17 protein-coding genes are annotated in these 18,370 nt (G+C 58.4%); 5 read left to right on the top strand and 12 right to left on the bottom strand.

The window, feature by feature from the left end:
• Positions 1 to 15: 15 nt before the first annotated feature.
• The 5 genes from purH to prmA form a co-directional block, all read right to left on the bottom strand.
• A complete protein-coding gene (gene purH / locus TU84_RS00350) occupies positions 16 to 1,623 on the bottom strand; it encodes a bifunctional phosphoribosylaminoimidazolecarboxamide formyltransferase/IMP cyclohydrolase (RefSeq protein WP_048366513.1) in 1,608 nt (535 codons plus the stop codon).
• 81 nt (positions 1,624 to 1,704) lie between these two features.
• Complete coding sequence (gene fis, locus TU84_RS00345; protein WP_019408796.1) at positions 1,705 to 2,025, bottom strand: DNA-binding transcriptional regulator Fis; 321 nt, start codon at positions 2,023 to 2,025, stop codon at positions 1,705 to 1,707.
• Positions 2,022 to 3,035: a tRNA dihydrouridine synthase DusB gene (dusB, locus tag TU84_RS00340; protein ID WP_048366512.1), complete on the bottom strand. Its 1,014-nt coding sequence runs from the start codon at positions 3,033 to 3,035 to the stop codon at positions 2,022 to 2,024. Before dusB ends, fis begins: the two co-directional genes overlap by 4 nt.
• 228 nt (positions 3,036 to 3,263) lie before the next feature.
• Entirely contained in the window at positions 3,264 to 4,520 is a 1,257-nt protein-coding gene (locus TU84_RS00335) for a DUF3426 domain-containing protein (RefSeq protein ID WP_048366511.1), read from the bottom strand.
• Positions 4,521 to 4,550: 30 nt separating this feature from the next.
• On the bottom strand, positions 4,551 to 5,429 hold the full coding sequence (prmA, locus tag TU84_RS00330; protein ID WP_048366510.1) for a 50S ribosomal protein L11 methyltransferase: 879 nt from the start codon (positions 5,427 to 5,429) through the stop codon (positions 4,551 to 4,553).
• 434 nt (positions 5,430 to 5,863) lie between these two features.
• On the opposite strand from prmA, the gene TU84_RS25340 reads away from it, so the two are divergent.
• Genes TU84_RS25340 through TU84_RS00310 form a run of 4 tightly spaced genes read left to right on the top strand, consistent with a single transcriptional unit; the run spans position 5,864 to position 8,215 of the window.
• Complete coding sequence (locus tag TU84_RS25340) at positions 5,864 to 6,403, top strand: PAAR domain-containing protein (RefSeq protein ID WP_082148596.1); 540 nt, start codon at positions 5,864 to 5,866, stop codon at positions 6,401 to 6,403.
• Between the two features lie 5 nt (positions 6,404 to 6,408).
• On the top strand, positions 6,409 to 7,335 hold the full coding sequence (locus TU84_RS00320) for a DUF6402 family protein (protein WP_048366509.1): 927 nt from the start codon (positions 6,409 to 6,411) through the stop codon (positions 7,333 to 7,335).
• The gene (locus TU84_RS00315; protein ID WP_048366950.1) at positions 7,332 to 7,775 is read left to right on the top strand and encodes a hypothetical protein; all 444 of its coding nucleotides are present in this window, start codon (positions 7,332 to 7,334) and stop codon (positions 7,773 to 7,775) included. The genes TU84_RS00320 and TU84_RS00315 overlap by 4 nt, the downstream gene beginning before the upstream one ends.
• Positions 7,772 to 8,215: a hypothetical protein gene (locus TU84_RS00310; protein ID WP_048366508.1), complete on the top strand. Its 444-nt coding sequence runs from the start codon at positions 7,772 to 7,774 to the stop codon at positions 8,213 to 8,215. The genes TU84_RS00315 and TU84_RS00310 overlap by 4 nt, the downstream gene beginning before the upstream one ends.
• A gap of 120 nt (positions 8,216 to 8,335) precedes the next feature.
• Here TU84_RS00310 and accC read toward each other — a convergent pair whose 3' ends face one another.
• The 7 genes from accC to TU84_RS00275 form a co-directional block, all read right to left on the bottom strand.
• The gene (gene accC, locus TU84_RS00305) at positions 8,336 to 9,694 is read right to left on the bottom strand and encodes an acetyl-CoA carboxylase biotin carboxylase subunit (protein ID WP_048366507.1); all 1,359 of its coding nucleotides are present in this window, start codon (positions 9,692 to 9,694) and stop codon (positions 8,336 to 8,338) included.
• Positions 9,695 to 9,711: 17 nt separating this feature from the next.
• Positions 9,712 to 10,173, bottom strand: a complete 462-nt coding sequence (accB, locus tag TU84_RS00300; protein ID WP_048366506.1) for an acetyl-CoA carboxylase biotin carboxyl carrier protein — start codon at positions 10,171 to 10,173, stop codon at positions 9,712 to 9,714.
• A gap of 25 nt (positions 10,174 to 10,198) precedes the next feature.
• Entirely contained in the window at positions 10,199 to 10,654 is a 456-nt protein-coding gene (aroQ, locus tag TU84_RS00295; RefSeq protein WP_003439222.1) for a type II 3-dehydroquinate dehydratase, read from the bottom strand.
• A gap of 130 nt (positions 10,655 to 10,784) precedes the next feature.
• On the bottom strand, positions 10,785 to 12,563 hold the full coding sequence (locus tag TU84_RS00290; RefSeq protein ID WP_048366505.1) for a protein-disulfide reductase DsbD: 1,779 nt from the start codon (positions 12,561 to 12,563) through the stop codon (positions 10,785 to 10,787).
• Positions 12,564 to 12,674: 111 nt separating this feature from the next.
• Positions 12,675 to 13,196, bottom strand: a complete 522-nt coding sequence (locus tag TU84_RS00285; RefSeq protein WP_153391755.1) for a hypothetical protein — start codon at positions 13,194 to 13,196, stop codon at positions 12,675 to 12,677.
• Between the two features lie 129 nt (positions 13,197 to 13,325).
• Positions 13,326 to 14,285, bottom strand: a complete 960-nt coding sequence (locus tag TU84_RS26690; protein WP_372240950.1) for a methyl-accepting chemotaxis protein — start codon at positions 14,283 to 14,285, stop codon at positions 13,326 to 13,328.
• A gap of 1,109 nt (positions 14,286 to 15,394) precedes the next feature.
• Positions 15,395 to 17,011, bottom strand: coding sequence for a diguanylate cyclase (locus TU84_RS00275; RefSeq protein WP_048366502.1), 1,617 nt, complete (start codon positions 17,009 to 17,011; stop codon positions 15,395 to 15,397).
• 397 nt (positions 17,012 to 17,408) lie between these two features.
• On the opposite strand from TU84_RS00275, the gene TU84_RS00270 reads away from it, so the two are divergent.
• Complete coding sequence (locus TU84_RS00270; protein ID WP_371929025.1) at positions 17,409 to 18,368, top strand: DUF2333 family protein; 960 nt, start codon at positions 17,409 to 17,411, stop codon at positions 18,366 to 18,368.
• The last annotated feature ends 2 nt before the right edge of the window (positions 18,369 to 18,370 follow it).

Genomic DNA, 18,370 nt, shown 5'->3' with positions numbered 1-18,370 from the left:
ACGACCGTCGTCTGGTTAGTGACGGAAATGGCGCATGCCGGTGAACACCATGGCAATGCCCGCTTCGTCAGCGGCGGCGATTACTTCGTTGTCGCGCATCGAGCCACCTGGCTGGATCACTGCAGTGATACCGGCTTTGGCAGCATTGTCGATGCCGTCACGGAACGGGAAGAATGCGTCCGATGCCATGACTGCACCTTGTACCTGCAAGCCAGCGTGCTCAGCCTTGATGGCGGCAATGCGGGCCGAGTTTACGCGGCTCATCTGGCCTGCGCCCACACCGATGGTCTGACGGCCTTTGGCGTAAACGATGGCGTTGGATTTAACGTACTTGGCCACTTTCCAGGCGAAGATCAGGTCGTTGATCTCTTGCTCGGTCGGTGCGCGCTTGGTCACCACTTTGAGGTCTTCGCTGCCGATCATCTGGATGTCACGGCTTTGCACCAGCAGGCCGCCGTTGACGCGTTTGAAGTCCCAGGCCGGTGCGCGCTCTGCGCTCCACTCGCCGCAGGCCAGCAGGCGCACGTTGGCTTTGGCGGCCACGATGGCGCGGGCTTCTTCGCTCACTGACGGGGCGATGATCACTTCTACGAATTGACGCTCAACGATGGCCTTGGCCGTTTCGGCGTCCAGCTCACGGTTGAAGGCGATGATGCCGCCGAACGCCGACTCGGTGTCCGTCGCGTAAGCCAGTTCGTAGGCCTGACGGATGCCGCCTTCGTTGTCCGGGCTGACCGCCACGCCACACGGGTTGGCGTGCTTGACGATCACGCAAGCCGGTTTTACGAAGCTCTTCACGCACTCCAGCGCAGCGTCGGTATCAGCTACGTTGTTGAACGACAGCTCTTTACCTTGCAGTTGGGTCGCGGTAGCGATGCCGACTTCGGCAGGCTTGGCCTCAACGTAGAACGCCGCGCTCTGGTGCGGGTTCTCGCCGTAGCGCATTTCTTGCGCCTTGATGAACTGGCTGTTGAAGGTGCGCGGGAACTGGCTGCGGCCTTCGGTGCTGAGGGTTTCAGCCGCCTGGTTCACGGTGCCCATGTAGTTGGCGATCATGCCGTCGTAGGCGGCGGTGTGTTCGAACGCCTTGAGCATCAGGTCGAAACGCTGTGCGTAGGTCAGGCCGCCAGCCTTGAGGTTTTCCAGGACGTTGGCGTAGTCGCTGGCATTCACCACGATGGCCACGTCTTTGTGGTTTTTGGCGGCGGAGCGAACCATGGTCGGGCCGCCGATATCGATGTTTTCGATTGCGGTCGGCAGGTCGCAGCCTGGCTTGTTGATGGTGGCTTCGAACGGGTAGAGGTTAACGGCCACCAAGTCGATCGGCTTGATGCCGTGCTCGTTCATGATGTCGTCGTCAATGCCGCGACGACCGAGGATACCGCCATGGATTTTCGGGTGCAGGGTCTTCACCCGACCGTCCATCATTTCCGCAAAACCTGTGTAGTCCGCCACTTCAACAGCGGCAACACCGTTGTCTTGCAGCAGCTTGAACGTACCGCCAGTGGAGAGGATCTCGACGCCGAGGGCTTCCAGTTCACGGGCGAAATCAAGGATTCCGGTTTTATCGGAAACGCTGATTAGAGCGCGGCGGATCGGCAGGCGGGTAGTCTGATCGGTCATCTCGATTTCCATCAAAAGCAAAGGAGTCAGCAAAAAAGGCGGCCTGTTTTATCAGGACGCCTTTCAGGTTTGATTGAATGCTTACAGCAGATCGTACTGTTTGAGCTTTTTGCGCAGGGTGCCGCGATTGAGTCCCAGCATCTCGGAGGCCTTGGTCTGGTTGCCCTTGACGTAGTTCATGACGCACTCGAGCAAAGGGGCTTCGACTTCGGAAAGCACCAGGTTGTACACGTCCGTGACTTCAGCGCCCTCCAGGTGGGCGAAATAATTGTGCAGCGCCTTTTCGACACTCCCGCGAAGGGTCTGACCTTCTTCGCTCGGCGTATTGAGGTGCTGTTTCAAATTGACGTTGTCGCTCACGGGCGTTGTTCCACTCACTAATGTCTCGGTCATCATCGTCATGCGGCCACCCATCCTTCGTCCCCTGTCCCCAGGCTCTTATGTCGTTCGGCGAAAAACGCCTGAACGTTGGCGCATTGTGCTTCCGTATCTTCCAAACGATTGAAGTGGGCGCGAAACTCCTTGGCGCCCGGCAAGGTTGCGAGATACCAACCGACATGCTTGCGGGCAATACGTACCCCCAATACCTCCCCATAGAAGGTGTGCAGTGCGGCCAGATGCTCTAGCAGAATACGTTCCACTTCGGCCATTTCCGGTGCCGGCAACAGCTGGCCGGTACGCAGAAAGTGGTCCACTTCGCGGAAAATCCAGGGCCGCCCTTGAGCCGCCCTGCCTATTAACAGTCCATCAGCACCGGTGGCGTGCAGCACGTGCCGGGCTTTATGGGGTGAATCGATGTCGCCATTGGCAAACACCGGTATCGACACGGCCTGCTTGATCGCGGCAATGGTGTCGTACTCGGCCTCGCCGGTGTACAGGTCTGCACGGGTTCTGCCGTGCACGGCCAGCGCTTGAATACCGGCCTGTTCGGCGATTTTTGCCACCGTGAGGCCGTTCTTGTTGTCGCGGTCCCAGCCGGTACGGATTTTCAGGGTTACCGGCACATCAACTGCGGCCACAACGGCCTGCAGGATCTCGTTCACCAATGCTTCGTCTTTCAGTAACGCGGACCCGGCGGCCTTGTTGCAGACCTTTTTGGCCGGGCAACCCATGTTGATATCAATAATCTGTGCGCCCAGTTCCACATTGGCCCTGGCGGCGTCTGCCAGCATTTGCGCATCACCGCCGGCGATCTGCACCGAGCGGGGCTCGGGATCACCGTCGTGAATCATGCGCAGGCGCGATTTACGACTGTTCCAGAGACTCATGTCACTGGTCACCATTTCCGACACAACCAGGCCCGCGCCCATTCGTCGGCAAAGCTGACGAAAGGGTTGGTCGGTGACACCCGCCATAGGGGCGAGAATCAAACCGTTTTGCAATGTGTATGGGCCGATGCGTACCGCCGACATAGGACTTCCCTGTTGTGGGGCCGGATCTGGGGAGTTCGAAAAAGGGTTGGCATGATACCCGCTCTCGATGACTGGATAAAGACGAAATTGGATGATTTTTGAACAATAGAGGCTGAAAGCCAGCTTTCAACCGGCCATAAGCTTCGAGCTACAAGCTGCAAGAAGAGGCAAATCTGCTTTTAGGTTCAAGCTTGCGGCTTGAAGCTTGCCACTAAAAGCGCAGCGCGCTCATTCCGGGGAATGAAAACTCAGGCTGTAATTCACCGCTTTCGGGCCCGGATCCAAGATGTCGAGGGCAATGTGGATAGGCGTTTGCGGCGGCATTTCGGCCTTGCCAGTCAGGTCGCCGCTCAGGTATTCGCCGGGTTTGAAACGGCGGCTGGCGATCATTTTGCCGTTCAGGTCGGCAAAACGCAGCTCCAGCAGCGGGTAGGGCTGGGAAAACGGCGCGCGGTTGTAGAGGATGGCGTCCACCACCAGCGCACCGGCGAATTCCGGGTGGCTGCGCACCACCAGATTGCTGCTTTTAATGCGGTCTATATCGACCTTGGAAGGCACGCTGCAGCCGATTTGCGGGCACAGTTGCTGGAAGAGCGGCCGGTATTGGTCCTGGCGAGCCAGTTCATCGAAGTGATACGCGATGTATTGCCCGGCCAGTGCAACGGCGGCCAGCAACACCAAGAGCGTCCAGAGCAGGCGCTTGCCCCACGGCGAGCGGCGTTTTTGCCAGTCCAGGTGCAACGGGTCGTCTACCAGGTCCAGCAGGACGTCGTCGCGCACACCCGGTTCGCTGCGTGTGCGTTTGTCTTTGGTCGCCGAGGCAGTGGCCAGAGGCTCATCGTCCTCGTCGTCATCCACCGCAGACAAATGCTCGCCGCGCAGCTCGGGTTCATCGTCGTCATCTTTGCTGAGCCTGAGCGGCGGCGTGTCGTCGGGCTCGTCGATGTCCAGCGACAGCGATGGCTCGGTGCGCCCGGTTTCAGCCGGTTCGATGTCGTCTTCGACGGCCTTGACCGCGAGTGCTGAGGTTTCGGCACGTTCTGCTGCGGATTCACTGAACAAGCTGCCTGACCATTGGCTTTCGTCGGCGTCGCTGGTGTCGCGGCGAGCGCTTAGCGCACTGGTTTTGGCTTTTTGCGACTGACCGAAACTTTTGCTGGGCTGAATCTCCCGTTCTTCAAGCTTGGCCAGCTCTTCGTCCAGGTCCAGGTGCTCAAGGTCCAGCTCGGCCACTTCCCAATGCGCCGGGCTGATGGCCTTGGGCGCAGCAGGCGGCTCAGCGGCCACAGGTTCTGCAACAAGTGGCGCCACAGTTGTAGGCAACTGCTCTGTTTCGGTGCCTTTATTCAGCAGTTGCTGTGCGGCATTGAACACTTGCAGGCAGGAACCACAGCGCACCACGCCGCGGGCCATGCTCAATTGAGCATGGCTGACACGGAAGCTGGTTTGGCAATGTGGGCACTGTGTAACGAAGCTATCGCTCATGCGGCCATCCGGGTTAAGCAGGCTTGTATTCTAGCGTCGACGACCGCTGATGCGCACCCAGCCATCGCGGTTGGCGATAGGGTCCAGATCAAAGTCTTGAGCGTAGGCAGCGGCGACGTCTTCACCTTGCTCGGCGAGGATGCCGGACAGTGCCAGACGGCCGCCGGGCTTGACCAGGCTGGACAGTTGTGGGGCCAGGGCAACCAGCGGGCCGGCCAGAATGTTGGCGACCAGCACATCGGCCTGCACCTGCGGCAGGTCTTCAGGCAGGTACAGCGGGAACAGCTCTGGCGCTACGTTGTTGCGCCCGGCGTTGTCGCGCGAAGCTTCCAGTGCCTGCACGTCGATGTCGGTGCCGACGGCTTGCTTGGCGCCCAGCAACAGCGCAGCGATGGCCAAAATGCCCGAGCCGCAGCCGAAGTCCAGCACGTCGCAGTCTTTGAGGTCCTGGCCGTCGAGCCATTCCAGGCACAGCGCGGTGGTCGGGTGAGTGCCGGTGCCAAACGCCAGGCCCGGATCCAGCAGCAAGTTCACGGCATCAGGCTCGGGAGCAGCGTGCCAGCTTGGGACGATCCACAGGCGCTGACCAAAACGCATGGGTTCGAAATTGTCCATCCAGCTGCGTTCCCAGTCCTGGTCTTCGATGACTTCGGCGTGGTGTTCTGGCAATGGCGAGCCGGTCAGCAGCTCCAGATGGCGCAGCACCAGCTCGGCTTCGGTACCGCCTTCGAACAGGGCCAGCAAATGGGTGTGCGACCACAGCGGCGTGGTGTTGAGTTCAGGTTCAAAGATCGGCTGATCTTCGGCATCCATAAACGTTACCGAAACGGCACCGACTTCGAGGAACGCGTCTTCGTAGGTTTCGGCTTGTTCTGGGCTGATGGCGAGGCGTACTTGCAGCCAAGGCATGGCGGGCACCTTTGAAAAATAGGAATGTGCAGCCGGAGGGGCTGCGAGAAACGCGCCAGTTTACGCGAGCGCAGGCCTCCCTGCTATGGCAGGCCATCTGTAGGGGCGGGCTTGTTTCAACATAAACCCTGATAAGGCGCAGCTTGTAGTCGCTGACGAGGCACGAGGCTGCGAAGCGGGCCACTTGGCAATCCATCGCAGCCTCATCCTTCGGCAGCAACTACAAGATTTCTGCGGTGCAAGGGCGTCCTAGGCGTATTCGCGCAGGTATTTGATATTGGGATGATGGCGTTTATGGAAGCGTCCTACATACCGTGAGCACCAATCTGGGCACTCTCTTCCTGATTACTGTGTGTGAGGTTCATTCATTCTATGACTGGGCTTCATGGTTCTCAGCCGTGCTCCCTTTAGGGGCTATGCAAAAGGAGAGGCTTATGGCCCGGGGCTATTTTATTGGTCTGGACGACAAAACGACCTGCGGTGGCAAGGTGCTGGAGTCAGACCCTGGCATTACGTGGAATGGCATTCAGCATGCCCTTGAAGGCCACTTGGTCAGCTGCGGGCAGGACGGTAAGGCCTACCCGATCTGTGGCGGTGTGGATGGTTTTATCAGCAATGGCCGGCGGGTGGCTGGCACGCTGGACAGCCGCAGCGGTTGCCCCTGTCAGGCCGAACTGATTGCCTCTGTGACCGTGCATTCTTATGTCAGCGACTCAGCCCCGGCATTTAAGGGCGGCTTGTTCGCCGCGTCGCAGCCCATGCCCGCCACCCTCAGCACAACGTGCGACGAGCGTTTTCAGTTGCTCAATCAACGTGGCTTGCCCTTGGGGCAACTGGGGTATGCCGTGCTGCAAAACGACCACTGTATGGGTTACGGCACACTCGATGCGCAAGGCCATACCTGCTCGTGCTCCAGCGATGGTCCTGAACAATTGGGTATCGCCATCAACGCCCCGTCACCGGTTATGGAGTAAGCAGCATGTCCTTGAATGATTTTCAGCGCACCAACGCTGCAGGGCCGGACGCCTTGTATCAACTGCCGCAGGCCAACTCGCACACCTACAGCCCCACCGATACACCGGCCAAAAAAGTGGTCGTGCAGAGCCTTGCCCTGAGCCGCTTGCCGGGCGCCATGCGCTCGATGGGCTGGCATACGGCAGCGGCCTTGATGCAGCGCTGGTTTGACAGCCCTGCGTGGGCGATGCCGGAGGCGTGGAAAGAGCGTAAAACCCAGCCTGACCCTCTCACTCTGAAACCGGCGCAGTGCGATGAGAGCATTGTAAAAATGGAGTGGGCCATGGGGTATGAGCGCTGTCGCGAGGCTGTTGACCACGCAGAGTCTTTGCTAACGACCCCTAATGGGATTGAGCGCTTGAAAGACCTGTTAAAGAGGTCCGGATGGATGGGGTATGGAGTGCGAAAGCTGGGTTCAAACTTAATGTCCTCCTTGCAAATGGATGTTGTATCGCAAGTAAATTTCACTAGGTTCGGGTCCACTTGGGCCACGCTCGATGACATGTACGGAGCCTTAGGTATTGCCGTTTTGAAAGTCGGAGTAGTAGGAGAGGCATTTACTGAGGTAAATCCAGTTACCAAACAAGTCCGTTATCTTTTTCATATAGAGCAGGTAGGTTTCTTTATTCGTGACCATTACGACTTTAATGGTCTGCAATATCTGGGCACTTGGACCGAAGATCGTGTGCTGACCAAGGCAGAGACCGCTTTTACCTTGAGCCTTCATGGTCAAGCTGTATTACGTCTAAAGGAAGGTCCTTTTGCTGCAGTCACCAATGGTGATTTTCGCGACTATCGTGACAAAACAGGCAAAGGCGGCGACTTCGTTATCTATTCAGATGTGCTGTGGAGAAACTCCGGGCAAATCATTGATCTTGGGGAATGGGTGTGAAACCAGCCTCACGACGGATAGCCTTTTTCATGGTTTTTATCTGTATTGCCGGAGTGATATGGGAGGCTTCGCAATGGTGGGAGAAAGGCTTGGCGGAGCGTTTGGGTGATCCTGAAATAAGCCCCGGCGGTTGTTATCGGGTTGAGAGTTTCAAACCTTTTTGGGTGCTGCCCAATATTTTTCATAGGCGACCGGATCCTAATGAAGTCCACTCACCAGAGTGGTTTCCGTGGTGGGGATATCCAGGTTTTTTTCGCCTGTACGATCATCGCACTGAAGAATTGATCTCAGAAACCAAGGTTCATGACTGGGATTCGATCGTTGAGAAGGTGAGTTGGGGAGGTGGTTCAGGTCAGGTGAGGTCCGGCATGATTCGTATCGGGCCCAACCTTCCCGACTGCATAGGCGATATCCCCGGAAAAATGAGGCGCGAACAATGAAGCCCAATTCGCGACGCATCGCCTTTTTCGTAGCCTATATCACCATTGCGGGCGGGTTATGGACCGCTTCGAGCTGGTGGGAAAGAGGATGGGCTACTCGACTGGCTACCGATAGCGTCAGCCCCGATGGCTGTTATCGAGTCCAGAGTTTCAAGCCCTATTGGGTTCTTCCGAATATCTTTCATCGTGAGCCTGATGTTAATGGCGTTAATTCCCCTGCGTGGTTTCCCTGGTGGGGTTATCCAGGTTTTTATCGTCTTTTCGATAATCGCAGTGGCGAGTTGATTTCAGAAACCAACGTCTATGATCTGGAGTCAGCGGGAGGCGGGCTTAGTTGGGGTGAGGGTTCTGGCTACGTGATGGCCGGTATGATCATCATCGCCTCCAACCTCCCGGATTGCACAGGCGATAACCCCGGCAAAACCAGGGGCAAGCCATGACAGCCATGACGCCCCCATCGTTTCTACCCGGCCTGAATCAATTTAGTAGGCACCCAAAAAACTGGCACCCCGGACACAACAAAGCCGCTCGAAAGCGGCTTTGTTGAGCAGGATACAAACTTACTTGTTAGCCAGTTTGTGTTCCAGGTAGTGAATGTTGACGCCGCCTTCGCAGAAGCCTTCGTCATTCACCAGGTCGCGGTGCAGCGGGATGTTGGTTTTGATCCCGTCGACCACGATTTCGTCCAGCGCGTTACGCATGCGAGCCATGGCTTCGTCACGCGTCGCCCCCCAAGTGATCAGCTTGCCGATCAGGGAGTCGTAGTTGGCCGGAACCTTGTAGCCGCTGTACAGGTGCGAATCGACGCGAACGCCGTTGCCGCCCGGTGCGTGGAAGTGCTTGACCATGCCTGGGCTCGGCATGAACGTTGCCGGGTCTTCAGCGTTGATCCGGCATTCCAGCGAGTGACCGTGAATGTTCACGTCAGCCTGGGTGAAGGACAGCTTGTTGCCTGCCGCAATGCTCAACATCTCTTTAACGATGTCGATGCCGGTGACCATTTCGGACACCGGGTGCTCTACTTGCACACGAGTGTTCATCTCGATGAAGTAGAAGCGACCATTTTCGTACAGGAACTCGAAAGTACCCGCACCACGGTAGTTGATGTCAACGCATGCCTGAACGCAGCGTGCCAGAACTTCCTGGCGAGCCTTCTCGTCGATGCCCGGTGCTGGCGCTTCTTCCAGAACCTTTTGGTGACGACGTTGCAGCGAGCAATCGCGGTCGCCCAGGTGGATCGCGTTACCCTGGCCGTCGGAAATAACCTGGACTTCCACGTGACGTGGGTTGGTCAGGTATTTTTCCAGGTAGACCATCGGGTTGCTGAACCAGGCGCCGGCTTCTTCGCGGGTCTGCTTGGCGGCTTCGATCAGGTCTTCTTCACGGTGCACAACGCGCATGCCACGACCACCACCGCCGCCAGCGGCTTTGATGATCACCGGGTAGCCGACTTCATGGCCAATGCGCAGTGCGGTTTCAGGGTCTTCCGGCAGCGGGCCGTCAGAGCCTGGAACAGTCGGTACGCCCGCCGCGATCATGGCGTGCTTGGCCGATACCTTGTCGCCCATCAGGCGAATGGTGTCTGCTTTCGGGCCGATGAAGGCAAAGCCGGATTTCTCGACTTGTTCGGCGAAATCGGCGTTTTCAGCCAAGAAGCCGTAGCCCGGGTGAATCGCCGTGGCTCCCGTCACTTCGGCTGCCGCGATGATCGCCGGGATGTGCAGATAAGACAGGTTGGCTGGTGCCGGACCAATGCAGACGGTTTCGTCTGCCAGACCCAGGTGCATCAGTTCCTTGTCGGCAGTGGAGTACACCGCGACGGTCTTGATGCCCAGTTCCTTGCACGCCCGCAGGATGCGCAAGGCGATCTCGCCGCGGTTGGCGATCAGGACTTTTTCCAGCTTCTGAGGCTTCAACATCGTTGGCTCCCCGTGGTTCAAACGATGGTGAACAGCGGTTGGTCGAACTCAACCGGCTGACCGTTTTCTACCAGGATGGATTCAATGACACCGGCTTTTTCAGCGGTGATGTGGTTCATCATTTTCATCGCTTCAACGATGCAAATGGTGTCGCCGACTTTAACGCTCTGGCCCACTTCTACGAAGGCTGGCGAAGTTGGCGCTGGTGTGCGGTAGAAAGTGCCGACCATTGGCGACTTGACCACAAAACCGTTCAGTTTTGGAGCAGCAGGTGCTTCAGTCACGGTGGCAACCGGCGCAACAGCCACTGGCGCAGCAGCCGGAGCTTGTTGCATTGGTGCTGGTGCGTAGAACTGTTGAGCTGGGGTTTTGCTGTGGCGGCTGATGCGTACGGACTCTTCGCCTTCTTTAATTTCCAGCTCGTCGATGCCGGACTCTTCCAGCAGTTCGATCAGTTTCTTGACTTTACGGATATCCATGAATCGTCAACTCCCAATGGGTGGGTCAGGGGCGTTTAGCTTGTAGTTCAAGCTGTTCCAGGGCGGCCTCCAAGGCCAGTCGATAACCGCTGGCGCCAAGGCCGCAGATCACACCTACCGCAACGTCGGAGAAGTAGGAGTGATGGCGGAAAGGTTCGCGTTTGTGCACGTTAGACAAATGCACTTCGATGAATGGGATGCTCACCGCCAGCAGCGCGTCACGTAATGCCACGCTGGTGTGGGTAAAAGCAGCCGGATTGATCAAGATGAAATCCACCCCTTCATCGCGGGCCGCATGAATCCGGTCGATCAATTCATACTCGGCATTACTTTGCAGGTAGAGCAAATGGTGACCGGCGTCGCGTGCCCGCTGCTCCAGATCCTGATTGATTTGCGCCAGGGTAGTCGCGCCGTAAACGCCCGGTTCGCGGGTGCCTAGCAGGTTCAGGTTGGGGCCGTGCAGAACCAGAAAAGTCGCCATCTGCTGTTCCTTGTAATGTGTGCGCAGTGATCAGTGCCGGGCGACTATGCCGAAAAGCTGAATCAGTGTCCAGTTGTGTACAAAAGCCAGCACGATGACCGATGTTCGCGAAAAGTTTGTGACCAAGGCTCTAGATCTGGTCATTCGCGTTCGCGACACGTTCGGCGAAGTCCGCTGCATTGATCTCGCCAATGACCCGTTGGTCACTTTTTTCCTGGCCATTTTTGCCGAAGAACATCAGCGCCGGTGGGCCGAACAATTGGTAGTGATCGAGCAGGGCACGCTGCTCGGCATTGCTGGCGGTCATGTCGAAGCGCACCAGCCGATAACCCTTGAGCAGGTCCAGCACACGCGGGTTGTTCAGCACTTCATGCTCAAGCACTTTGCAACTGATGCACCAGTCGGCATACCAGTCCAGCAACAGCGGCTGGCCAGCCGCCTTGGCCTCGACCAGTACGCTGTCGAGCTGGGCTTTGGTGCTGATGGTTTGCCAGTCTCCCGCGGCTTGCGGTGCGCCGGTGATGCTGGCGTTGCTCGTGGTTGCAGGGCCCAGAGGGTTGAACGGATCACTGTGACCGCTTAATGCGCCGAACCAGCAGGCCAGCGCATACACCAGCAGAAACAGCCCGAGCAGTTGCGCCAAACGTTGGCGCGGGGCTTTGTAGATGAACTCGAGGGTGCCGAGAAACAGACTCACACCGGCCGCCAGTACACCGATCAACAGTAACGTCAGCGGGCCGGGCAGTACCCGGCTAAGCAAGCCGATCGCCAGACCCAGCAGCAGCACGCCGATGGCGTTTTTCACTGTGACCAGCCATGGCCCGCTTTTCGGCAGCCAGGCCGCGCCGCCAGTGGCCACCAACAACAGGGGGGCGCCCATGCCCAGGCCGAGGGCGAACAGCTTCAAGCCGCCGCCCAGCGCATCGCCGCTGGCGCTGATATACAGCAAGGCCCCGGCCAGCGGGGCCGAAACGCACGGCGACACCAGCAGGCTAGAGACCACGCCCAGCACCGCAGCGCCCCACAGCGAACCGCCCTGGGTGCGATTGGCGACGCGGTCCAGACGGTTGCTGATGGCCTGCGGCAACTTGAGTTCGAACACCCCAAACATCGCCAGGGCAAAAACCCCGAAGAACAGCGCAAAGGGCACCAGCACCCACACCGATTGCAAGCGCGCCTGCAAATTCAACTGTGCGCCGAACATCCCCATCAAAGCGCCCAACAGCGCAAAACAGGCCGCCATCGGCAGCACATAAGCCAGCGACAGACTAAAGCCACGCAGCCCGCCAACCTGGCCGCGCAACACCACGCCCGACAAAATCGGCAGCATGGGCAGCACGCAAGGGGTGAAGGTCAGGCCCAGCCCGGCGAGGAAAAACAGCGCCAGATCGCGCCAGTTCCACGACGTTGCGGGCGCATTCGTGCTTTCAGTGGCCGTTGGCCCCGGTGTGCCCTCAATGCTCAGGCGTTCGGTTTCAGGCGGGTAGCACAACCCCTTGTCGGCGCAGCCCTGGTAGCTGACCACCAGGGTAAACGGGCGTTGATCGTTGGCCGGGCGCGGGATGTCGACATCGAGAATGCCGTGATAGACCTCCACGTCGCCAAAGTACTCATCGTGTTTTTGCTCGCCTGCGGGCAATTGCGGTGTGCCCAGCGCGATGTCAGCCGGCTCGGTTTTGAAGGCAAAGCGATGGCGGTAGAGGTAATACCCTTCGGTCGGCACAAAGCGCAGTTTGATCGTATCGGGGCTGCTGTCGATCAGGTTCAGCTTGAAGGCTTCGCGCACCGGCAAAAAATCGGCACTGTTATTGATCGCCCCCAAGGTTGCGCTGGGGCGCGCGTCCAGCAGGCCCGTGGCCATGACCGGCAGGGTAAACAGCAGGCAGAGAACAAAGAGCAGGCGGCGCATAAGAATCTCGCTGATAAAACGTGCGGGCATGATAACGGAGTGAGCTGGCGAATCGTGAAGGTGGGGGCTTTTTGATCATCAAGATCAAAAGATCGCGAGGCAAGCTCGCTCCTACAGGGGGCGGGGGTGGGGTTTGGCCGGGAGGTCTTTGATGATGAATTTCAAGTCAACGTCATTGCGTTTATAGACCCATGAAAGACGTCGGTCGGTGCCTTTTTCACAGGCTTTATCCATGACGCCAACCAAAATGATAGTAATGCTGATGCCTTCTTCCATGGGTAGTTCGCATTTCACTTGTTCATACTTCAACGCCCCCAACGGCTGATAGGTGAAGTCGCCGGTACTTTTAAAGGCATGTTTTTTTAAATCACCGAGCGCCACGTTAGAAGTCGCCGGCAGTGAAATAAAACGCAGTACAGCGCTCAAGGCTTCAGCCTCAGGCAGTTCATACGAGGTGGCCGCAAGCGGCAGAATCAGGCACGGCCGCATGTTCTGGCGGTCAGGCGCGCAGGGGTAACCGGCAGGATAGTCAATAATGACGGCTATATAGCGCGACTGGTTTTCAATGTGCAGCGTTGCGCTTTCACTGAGCGGCAAATACAGAGCAAACACTAGAAGAATGGTTTGTCTCATGGCGCACCTGTTGATGTCGTACAGGAAACAGCCTGTTTAAGCGCTGCCTAATACAACATCAATTTAATATCACTCCTGACAGCAATAGATACTGTCAGAAGTAACAGGTACACCGTCTTCAGGGTTGATTCATACCCGAAAGGCTTGCACCGCGGTATTAAGTTCGCTCCCAAGTTGCAACAGTTGCTGGCTTTGATTGCGGGCAATACCGATGCGTTGCAAGTTGTCGTCGCCTAATAAATGGATGCGCTCACTGTGATCGCGGATCTCACTCACAGCGCCGCTTTGTTGCGCAGTGACGTCGGCGATACGCACCGCCGTGTCGGAGATGGTGGTAATGGCGCCGACAATTTCATCCAGTGCGCCATCGGCGTCCTGGGCCTGTTGTGCGGTGGCTTTGGCATGCTCCACCTGCGCGCGCATCCCTTCAACCGATTGGCGCGCCGCCAGTTGCAGCCCGGCAATCAGGTTCTGGATTTCGTTGGTCGCGCCTGCGGTGCGTTGTGCCAGGGAGCGGACTTCTTCGGCGACCACGGCAAAGCCACGGCCCATTTCGCCCGCACGGGCGGCTTCAATGGCGGCGTTGAGTGCCAGCAGGTTGGTCTGGTCAGCGATAGAGCGAATCACCGTGAGGACGCCGCCAATGGTCGCTGACTCTTCAGCCAGGCGCTCGACCGTCTGCGCGTTGCCTTGCACTTCGCCTACCAGTGCGTGAAGGCCGGTGAGGCTTTGCCCGATCACTAATTGCCCTTGCGTCACGGCGGCACCGGCACTGCGGCTGGCGTTTGCGGCCTGGCTGGCATCGCCGGCTACTTGGGAAATAGTCGCTTCCAGTTCACCCAGGGCGTCGCGAATTTGCGCGGTGTCACCGGCCTGACGCTCGGCGCCGCCGTGCAAATCGGTGCTCAGTTGCGCCAGGGTCTGGCTGCTGCCCGCGACTTGCTCGGCGTTCAGGCGGATGGTGCCCACCAGGTTCACCAGATAAGCCCGCAGGCGATTCAGTGAAGCCTCGATGTCATGCAGTTCGCGGTTGGTTTTGCCCAATTGAATGTCGCGGCTGAAGTCGCCTTCGGCCCAGGTCGAGAGCATTGGCGCCAGATAGGTCAGCACCCGCGCCAGCTTGCGTTGCAGGGTGTCGATCAACAGCGCAATCAGCAGGATCAGGCCAATCATCAGGCCTTGCATGAGCCGTACTTCGTCTTGAATCTGCCCGTGCTGGGCGCGGACCACCGGCTCCAGCTCGGCAATGGCGTGTTGCACCGCGTCCAGCTTGCGGTGCGTGGTGGTACTCAGTTGGGTGCGTTGTTCGATCTGCGTCTGGGTGCGTTTAAGCTCGGCCGGGTAGCGGCTCAGCAGGTTGTTCAGCTCCCGCTTGAGGTTGACCCCGGCATCTTCGGTCTGGGTGCTCTGATTGGCTTCGAGGCCCATCATTGCGGCGAAGTCGTCATTGCCCGAAGTGCTTTTGCTGCTGACGCCGAGCAGGGGCAGGGCGTCGATTTGCTGTGCCTGGGCCTGGATGCTGGCCAGTTCGCGCTCTACGTCACCGGCCAATTCACTGCGCCCGCTGCTGACCAGTTTGTCGCGGTTCAATGACAGCTTGGCCAGGTGCAGCGAGGCGGTCATCAGCGGCGCTAAATAATGCGGGGCTTCAGGGGTGTTGGCTTCGCTGGCGTATTGGCTGAGTTGTTCGAGGTTGGCGGCCAGTTCGCGCTCGGCTTGCAGCAACAAGGCTTGTGGGTCGCCGGCCAGTTTGCCCGCTGCCAGCAGTTCGGTATTACTGAAGCTATTCAGGTTCTCAAGGCTGGGTCGCACGGTCTCGGCCAGCGCCGGTGGCAGCGGGGCAAGCTGGCTTTGGAGTGTCTCCAGGGCGCTGTTGGCTTCGCTCAGGCGCACCGCATCGCCGCTGGCCAGGTAGTCTTCAATGTTGCGGGCGACCTGGTTTTGAAAGTGCTGCGACAGGCTCAAGTAGCGCTCCATCAACAGGTACGGGCGCTCCAGCGCCTGTTGCGACCACCATAAAGTAGCGCCCAGCGCGAGGCACACGGCGACCAGCAACAGGGTGTTGAGGTTGGTTAGCAGCTTCAGACGCATAAGAGATTCTGCCTACTACGCAGTGAGAAGCGGCTGAAGTTATTGCATTTAAGTTACAGCGATATGACGAGCCGGCCTGGCTCGGCATAAATAGTGGCGATTAGCCTTTATCGAGTGAAGCGTTGCACCTGATTGCGGCCATTGTTCTTTGCGAAGTACAGCGCTTCATCGGCCTGTGACGCCATTTTCAGGCTGTCGGACTCGCCGTGCAGCTGCACCACGCCTGCACTGAATGAGCACCACAGATCGTTTGGCTGGGCCGGGTAGTGGATTTCGCTAAAACGCTGGCGAATCATGTTGAGCACGTTGTAGGCCGACTCTTGATCGGTGTCGGGCATGACAATCGCAAACTCTTCACCGCCATAGCGGCCAATAAAGTCGGTCTTGCGCAGGCGCTGCTTGAGGTACAGGGCGAGGCTCTTGATCACGCGGTCGCCCATGGGGTGGCCGTAGCAGTCATTGACCCGTTTGAAGTGGTCAAGGTCGAGCATCGCAAAGCTCAAAGGGCGATTTTCACGGCGGGCGCGGAAGGTGCAGTCTTCGAGCAGTTGCAGGATGTGCGTGTGGTTAAACAGCCCGGTCAGGCTGTCGCGGACCATGCGCGCTTTTAAATGCCGGGCCCGGGCGGCGCGATTGCGCACGGTGGTGATGAGGTGGCGTGGCTGGATGGGCTTGGTCAAAAAATCATCACCGCCCTCGCTCATGGCGTCGAGCTGTTTGTCCATGTCGTCTTCGGCCGACAGGTAAATGATCGGCACGCTGACGTAGCGATCATTGTGGCGAATGACTTTGGCCAGCTCGGTGCCGGTGCAGGTCGGCATGTACATGTCGAGGATGATCAGGTCGGGCTGAAAGTCCGCCAGCTCGGCCATGGTTTGAATCGGCTCGGTCAGCGTGCGGGTGATGATCCCGGCGCTGTTGAGCAGGCGTTCGGTGTGCAACGCCTGCGCCCGCGAGTCGTCGATGATCAGCACTTTATACGGTTCGTACTGCGCCACGCAGGTCAGCACCTCGATCTTCTCCATCAGGCTGGAGACTTCGAGGGTGCCGGTCAAAAACGCTTGCCCCCCGGCGCGCACGGCGGCCAGGCGGGTAGGGGTGTCGGTTTCATGCTGGCTGAAAAACAACAGCGGCAGCTTTTGCTCAAGTCCGACCTGGACCTCTTCAGCCAACGCCAGGCCCTGGTTGGGGCCAGCGAAATCGACCTCTATTACGATGGCCGCCGGGTGGCGCTCGATCATGGCCTGACGAAAGGCGCCAGGGCTGTCAAAGGCCACGGCACTGAGTTCAAAAAACTCCAGTTGCGTGCTAAGGCGCTGAGCGCGTTCATGGTCTTGCAGAAGGATGTAGATCGGTTTGCGCAGCGGCGGCAGGGCGGTGTGCCCGAGTTGATCGCCGTGGCGCAGGCCGGTGCGTGACAAGCGTTGCATCAGCCGGTTGAGTTCGGTGATCAACGGGCTGCTCAGTCGGCCGCGATTGTCGGCCACCTGTTGCAGCACCGCGTCGGTGGCCTGTGACAGTTCGCTGTGCTCGGGTTGGTCGAAACGCTCGGCAAAGCGTAGCAGGCGCAGATTGGCTTCGCTGAATTCAGCGAGGCCTGCGGGTGACCATTCCTGAGTCTGCATGCGCTGCCAAATTTCAAGAATCTGACGGGCCTGGTGCGTAACGCGCTGGGCGAAGTGGTGCTTCAGGCGTTCGTGGCTGAGGTCTTCGTGCTCGGTCATATCCTGGCTGCTGGGTAAGGGGCATGCTGGGGTCGAGTGATGGCTCTATGCTAGCACCTAGTGTTGGCTTGATCCGGTCTTACCTTGAAATTAACTCGCCCACACCGATATTAGCCATTGGCCGCCCTTGCGTAGGCGTGGCTGCACGCATGTTTTATAGTGCCGGGCCGATCTGGCCTTGCGGTTTCGGCACTTAGCCTAGCCGTGATTAAAAATCGTGCAACAAGGCACGATGAGGTAGGGTTGTGGTCGAACTGTTGAATCAAGCATCTGAAAGGACATAGCCATGCTGGACTGGAAAAAACGAGAGGGCGACAGCGCCCGCGAGTCGGTCAAGGATACCCAAGCAAAGCCGCGTGGCTATTTCAAAAGCATTCTGCTGAGCCGCTCGATTGCCATGCTGGTCGGCATTTATGTGGTGGTGTGCCTGGGCCTTGGCTGGTACTGGAGCCGCGAACCAGACCTGTTCCCGGTGCAGCAAAATGCACAGCTGGCGGCTGAAAAAAGCGGCCAGAAAATGGTTCCGGGCTTCACCACCGTAGAAACCCTGAAAACCGTAGCCGGGACCTTGCTCAATAAACCCGGCGGCTACTTGTCCAACGACCGCTTCCCGCCGGGTGTCTTGCTGGACAACATTCCGAGCTGGGAATACGGCGTGCTGGTGCAGGTGCGTGACCTGACCCGTGCCCTGCGTAAAGACTTCGCCCGTTCGCAATCGCAGTCGGCCGAAGACGCGGATCTGGCCAAGGCCGAGCCTCGTTTCAACTTTGACAACAAGAGCTGGATGCTGCCGTCCAGTGAGTCGGAGTACCAGGAAGGCATCAACTCCCTGAGCCGTTATCAAGCGCGCTTGTCTGACCCGGATCAGAAAAACGCCTTGTTCTACGCCCGTGCTGACAACCTCAACAACTGGTTGGGTGATGTGGGGACGCGTCTGGGTTCGCTGTCGCAGCGCCTGTCGGCCAGTGTTGGTCGGGTCAAACTGAACACCACGCTGAAAACCGAAAGCCTGCTGCCGGGCCAGGTGCCTGTGGTGGACGAAGAAATCGTTGAAACCCCATGGATGCAAATCGACAACGTGTTCTACGAAGCCCGTGGTCAGGCCTGGGCCTTGTCCCACCTGCTGCGCGCGATCGAAGTCGATTTTGCTGATGTACTGGCTAAAAAGAACGCCACGGTCAGCGTGCGCCAGATCATTCGTGAGCTGGAGGCCGCCCAAGAGCCGGTCTGGAGCCCGATGATTCTCAATGGCAGCGGCTTCGGCATTCTGGCTAACCACTCGCTGGTCATGGCCAACTACATCTCGCGGGCGAATGCGGCGGTCATGGACCTTCGTCAATTGCTGTCGCAGGGCTAAGG

This window comes from Pseudomonas helleri, assembly GCF_001043025.1.
Classification (GTDB): domain Bacteria; phylum Pseudomonadota; class Gammaproteobacteria; order Pseudomonadales; family Pseudomonadaceae; genus Aquipseudomonas; species Aquipseudomonas helleri.
The sequence above is the reverse complement of the archived record's forward strand: the minus strand, read 5'-3'. Positions and strand labels throughout refer to the sequence as shown.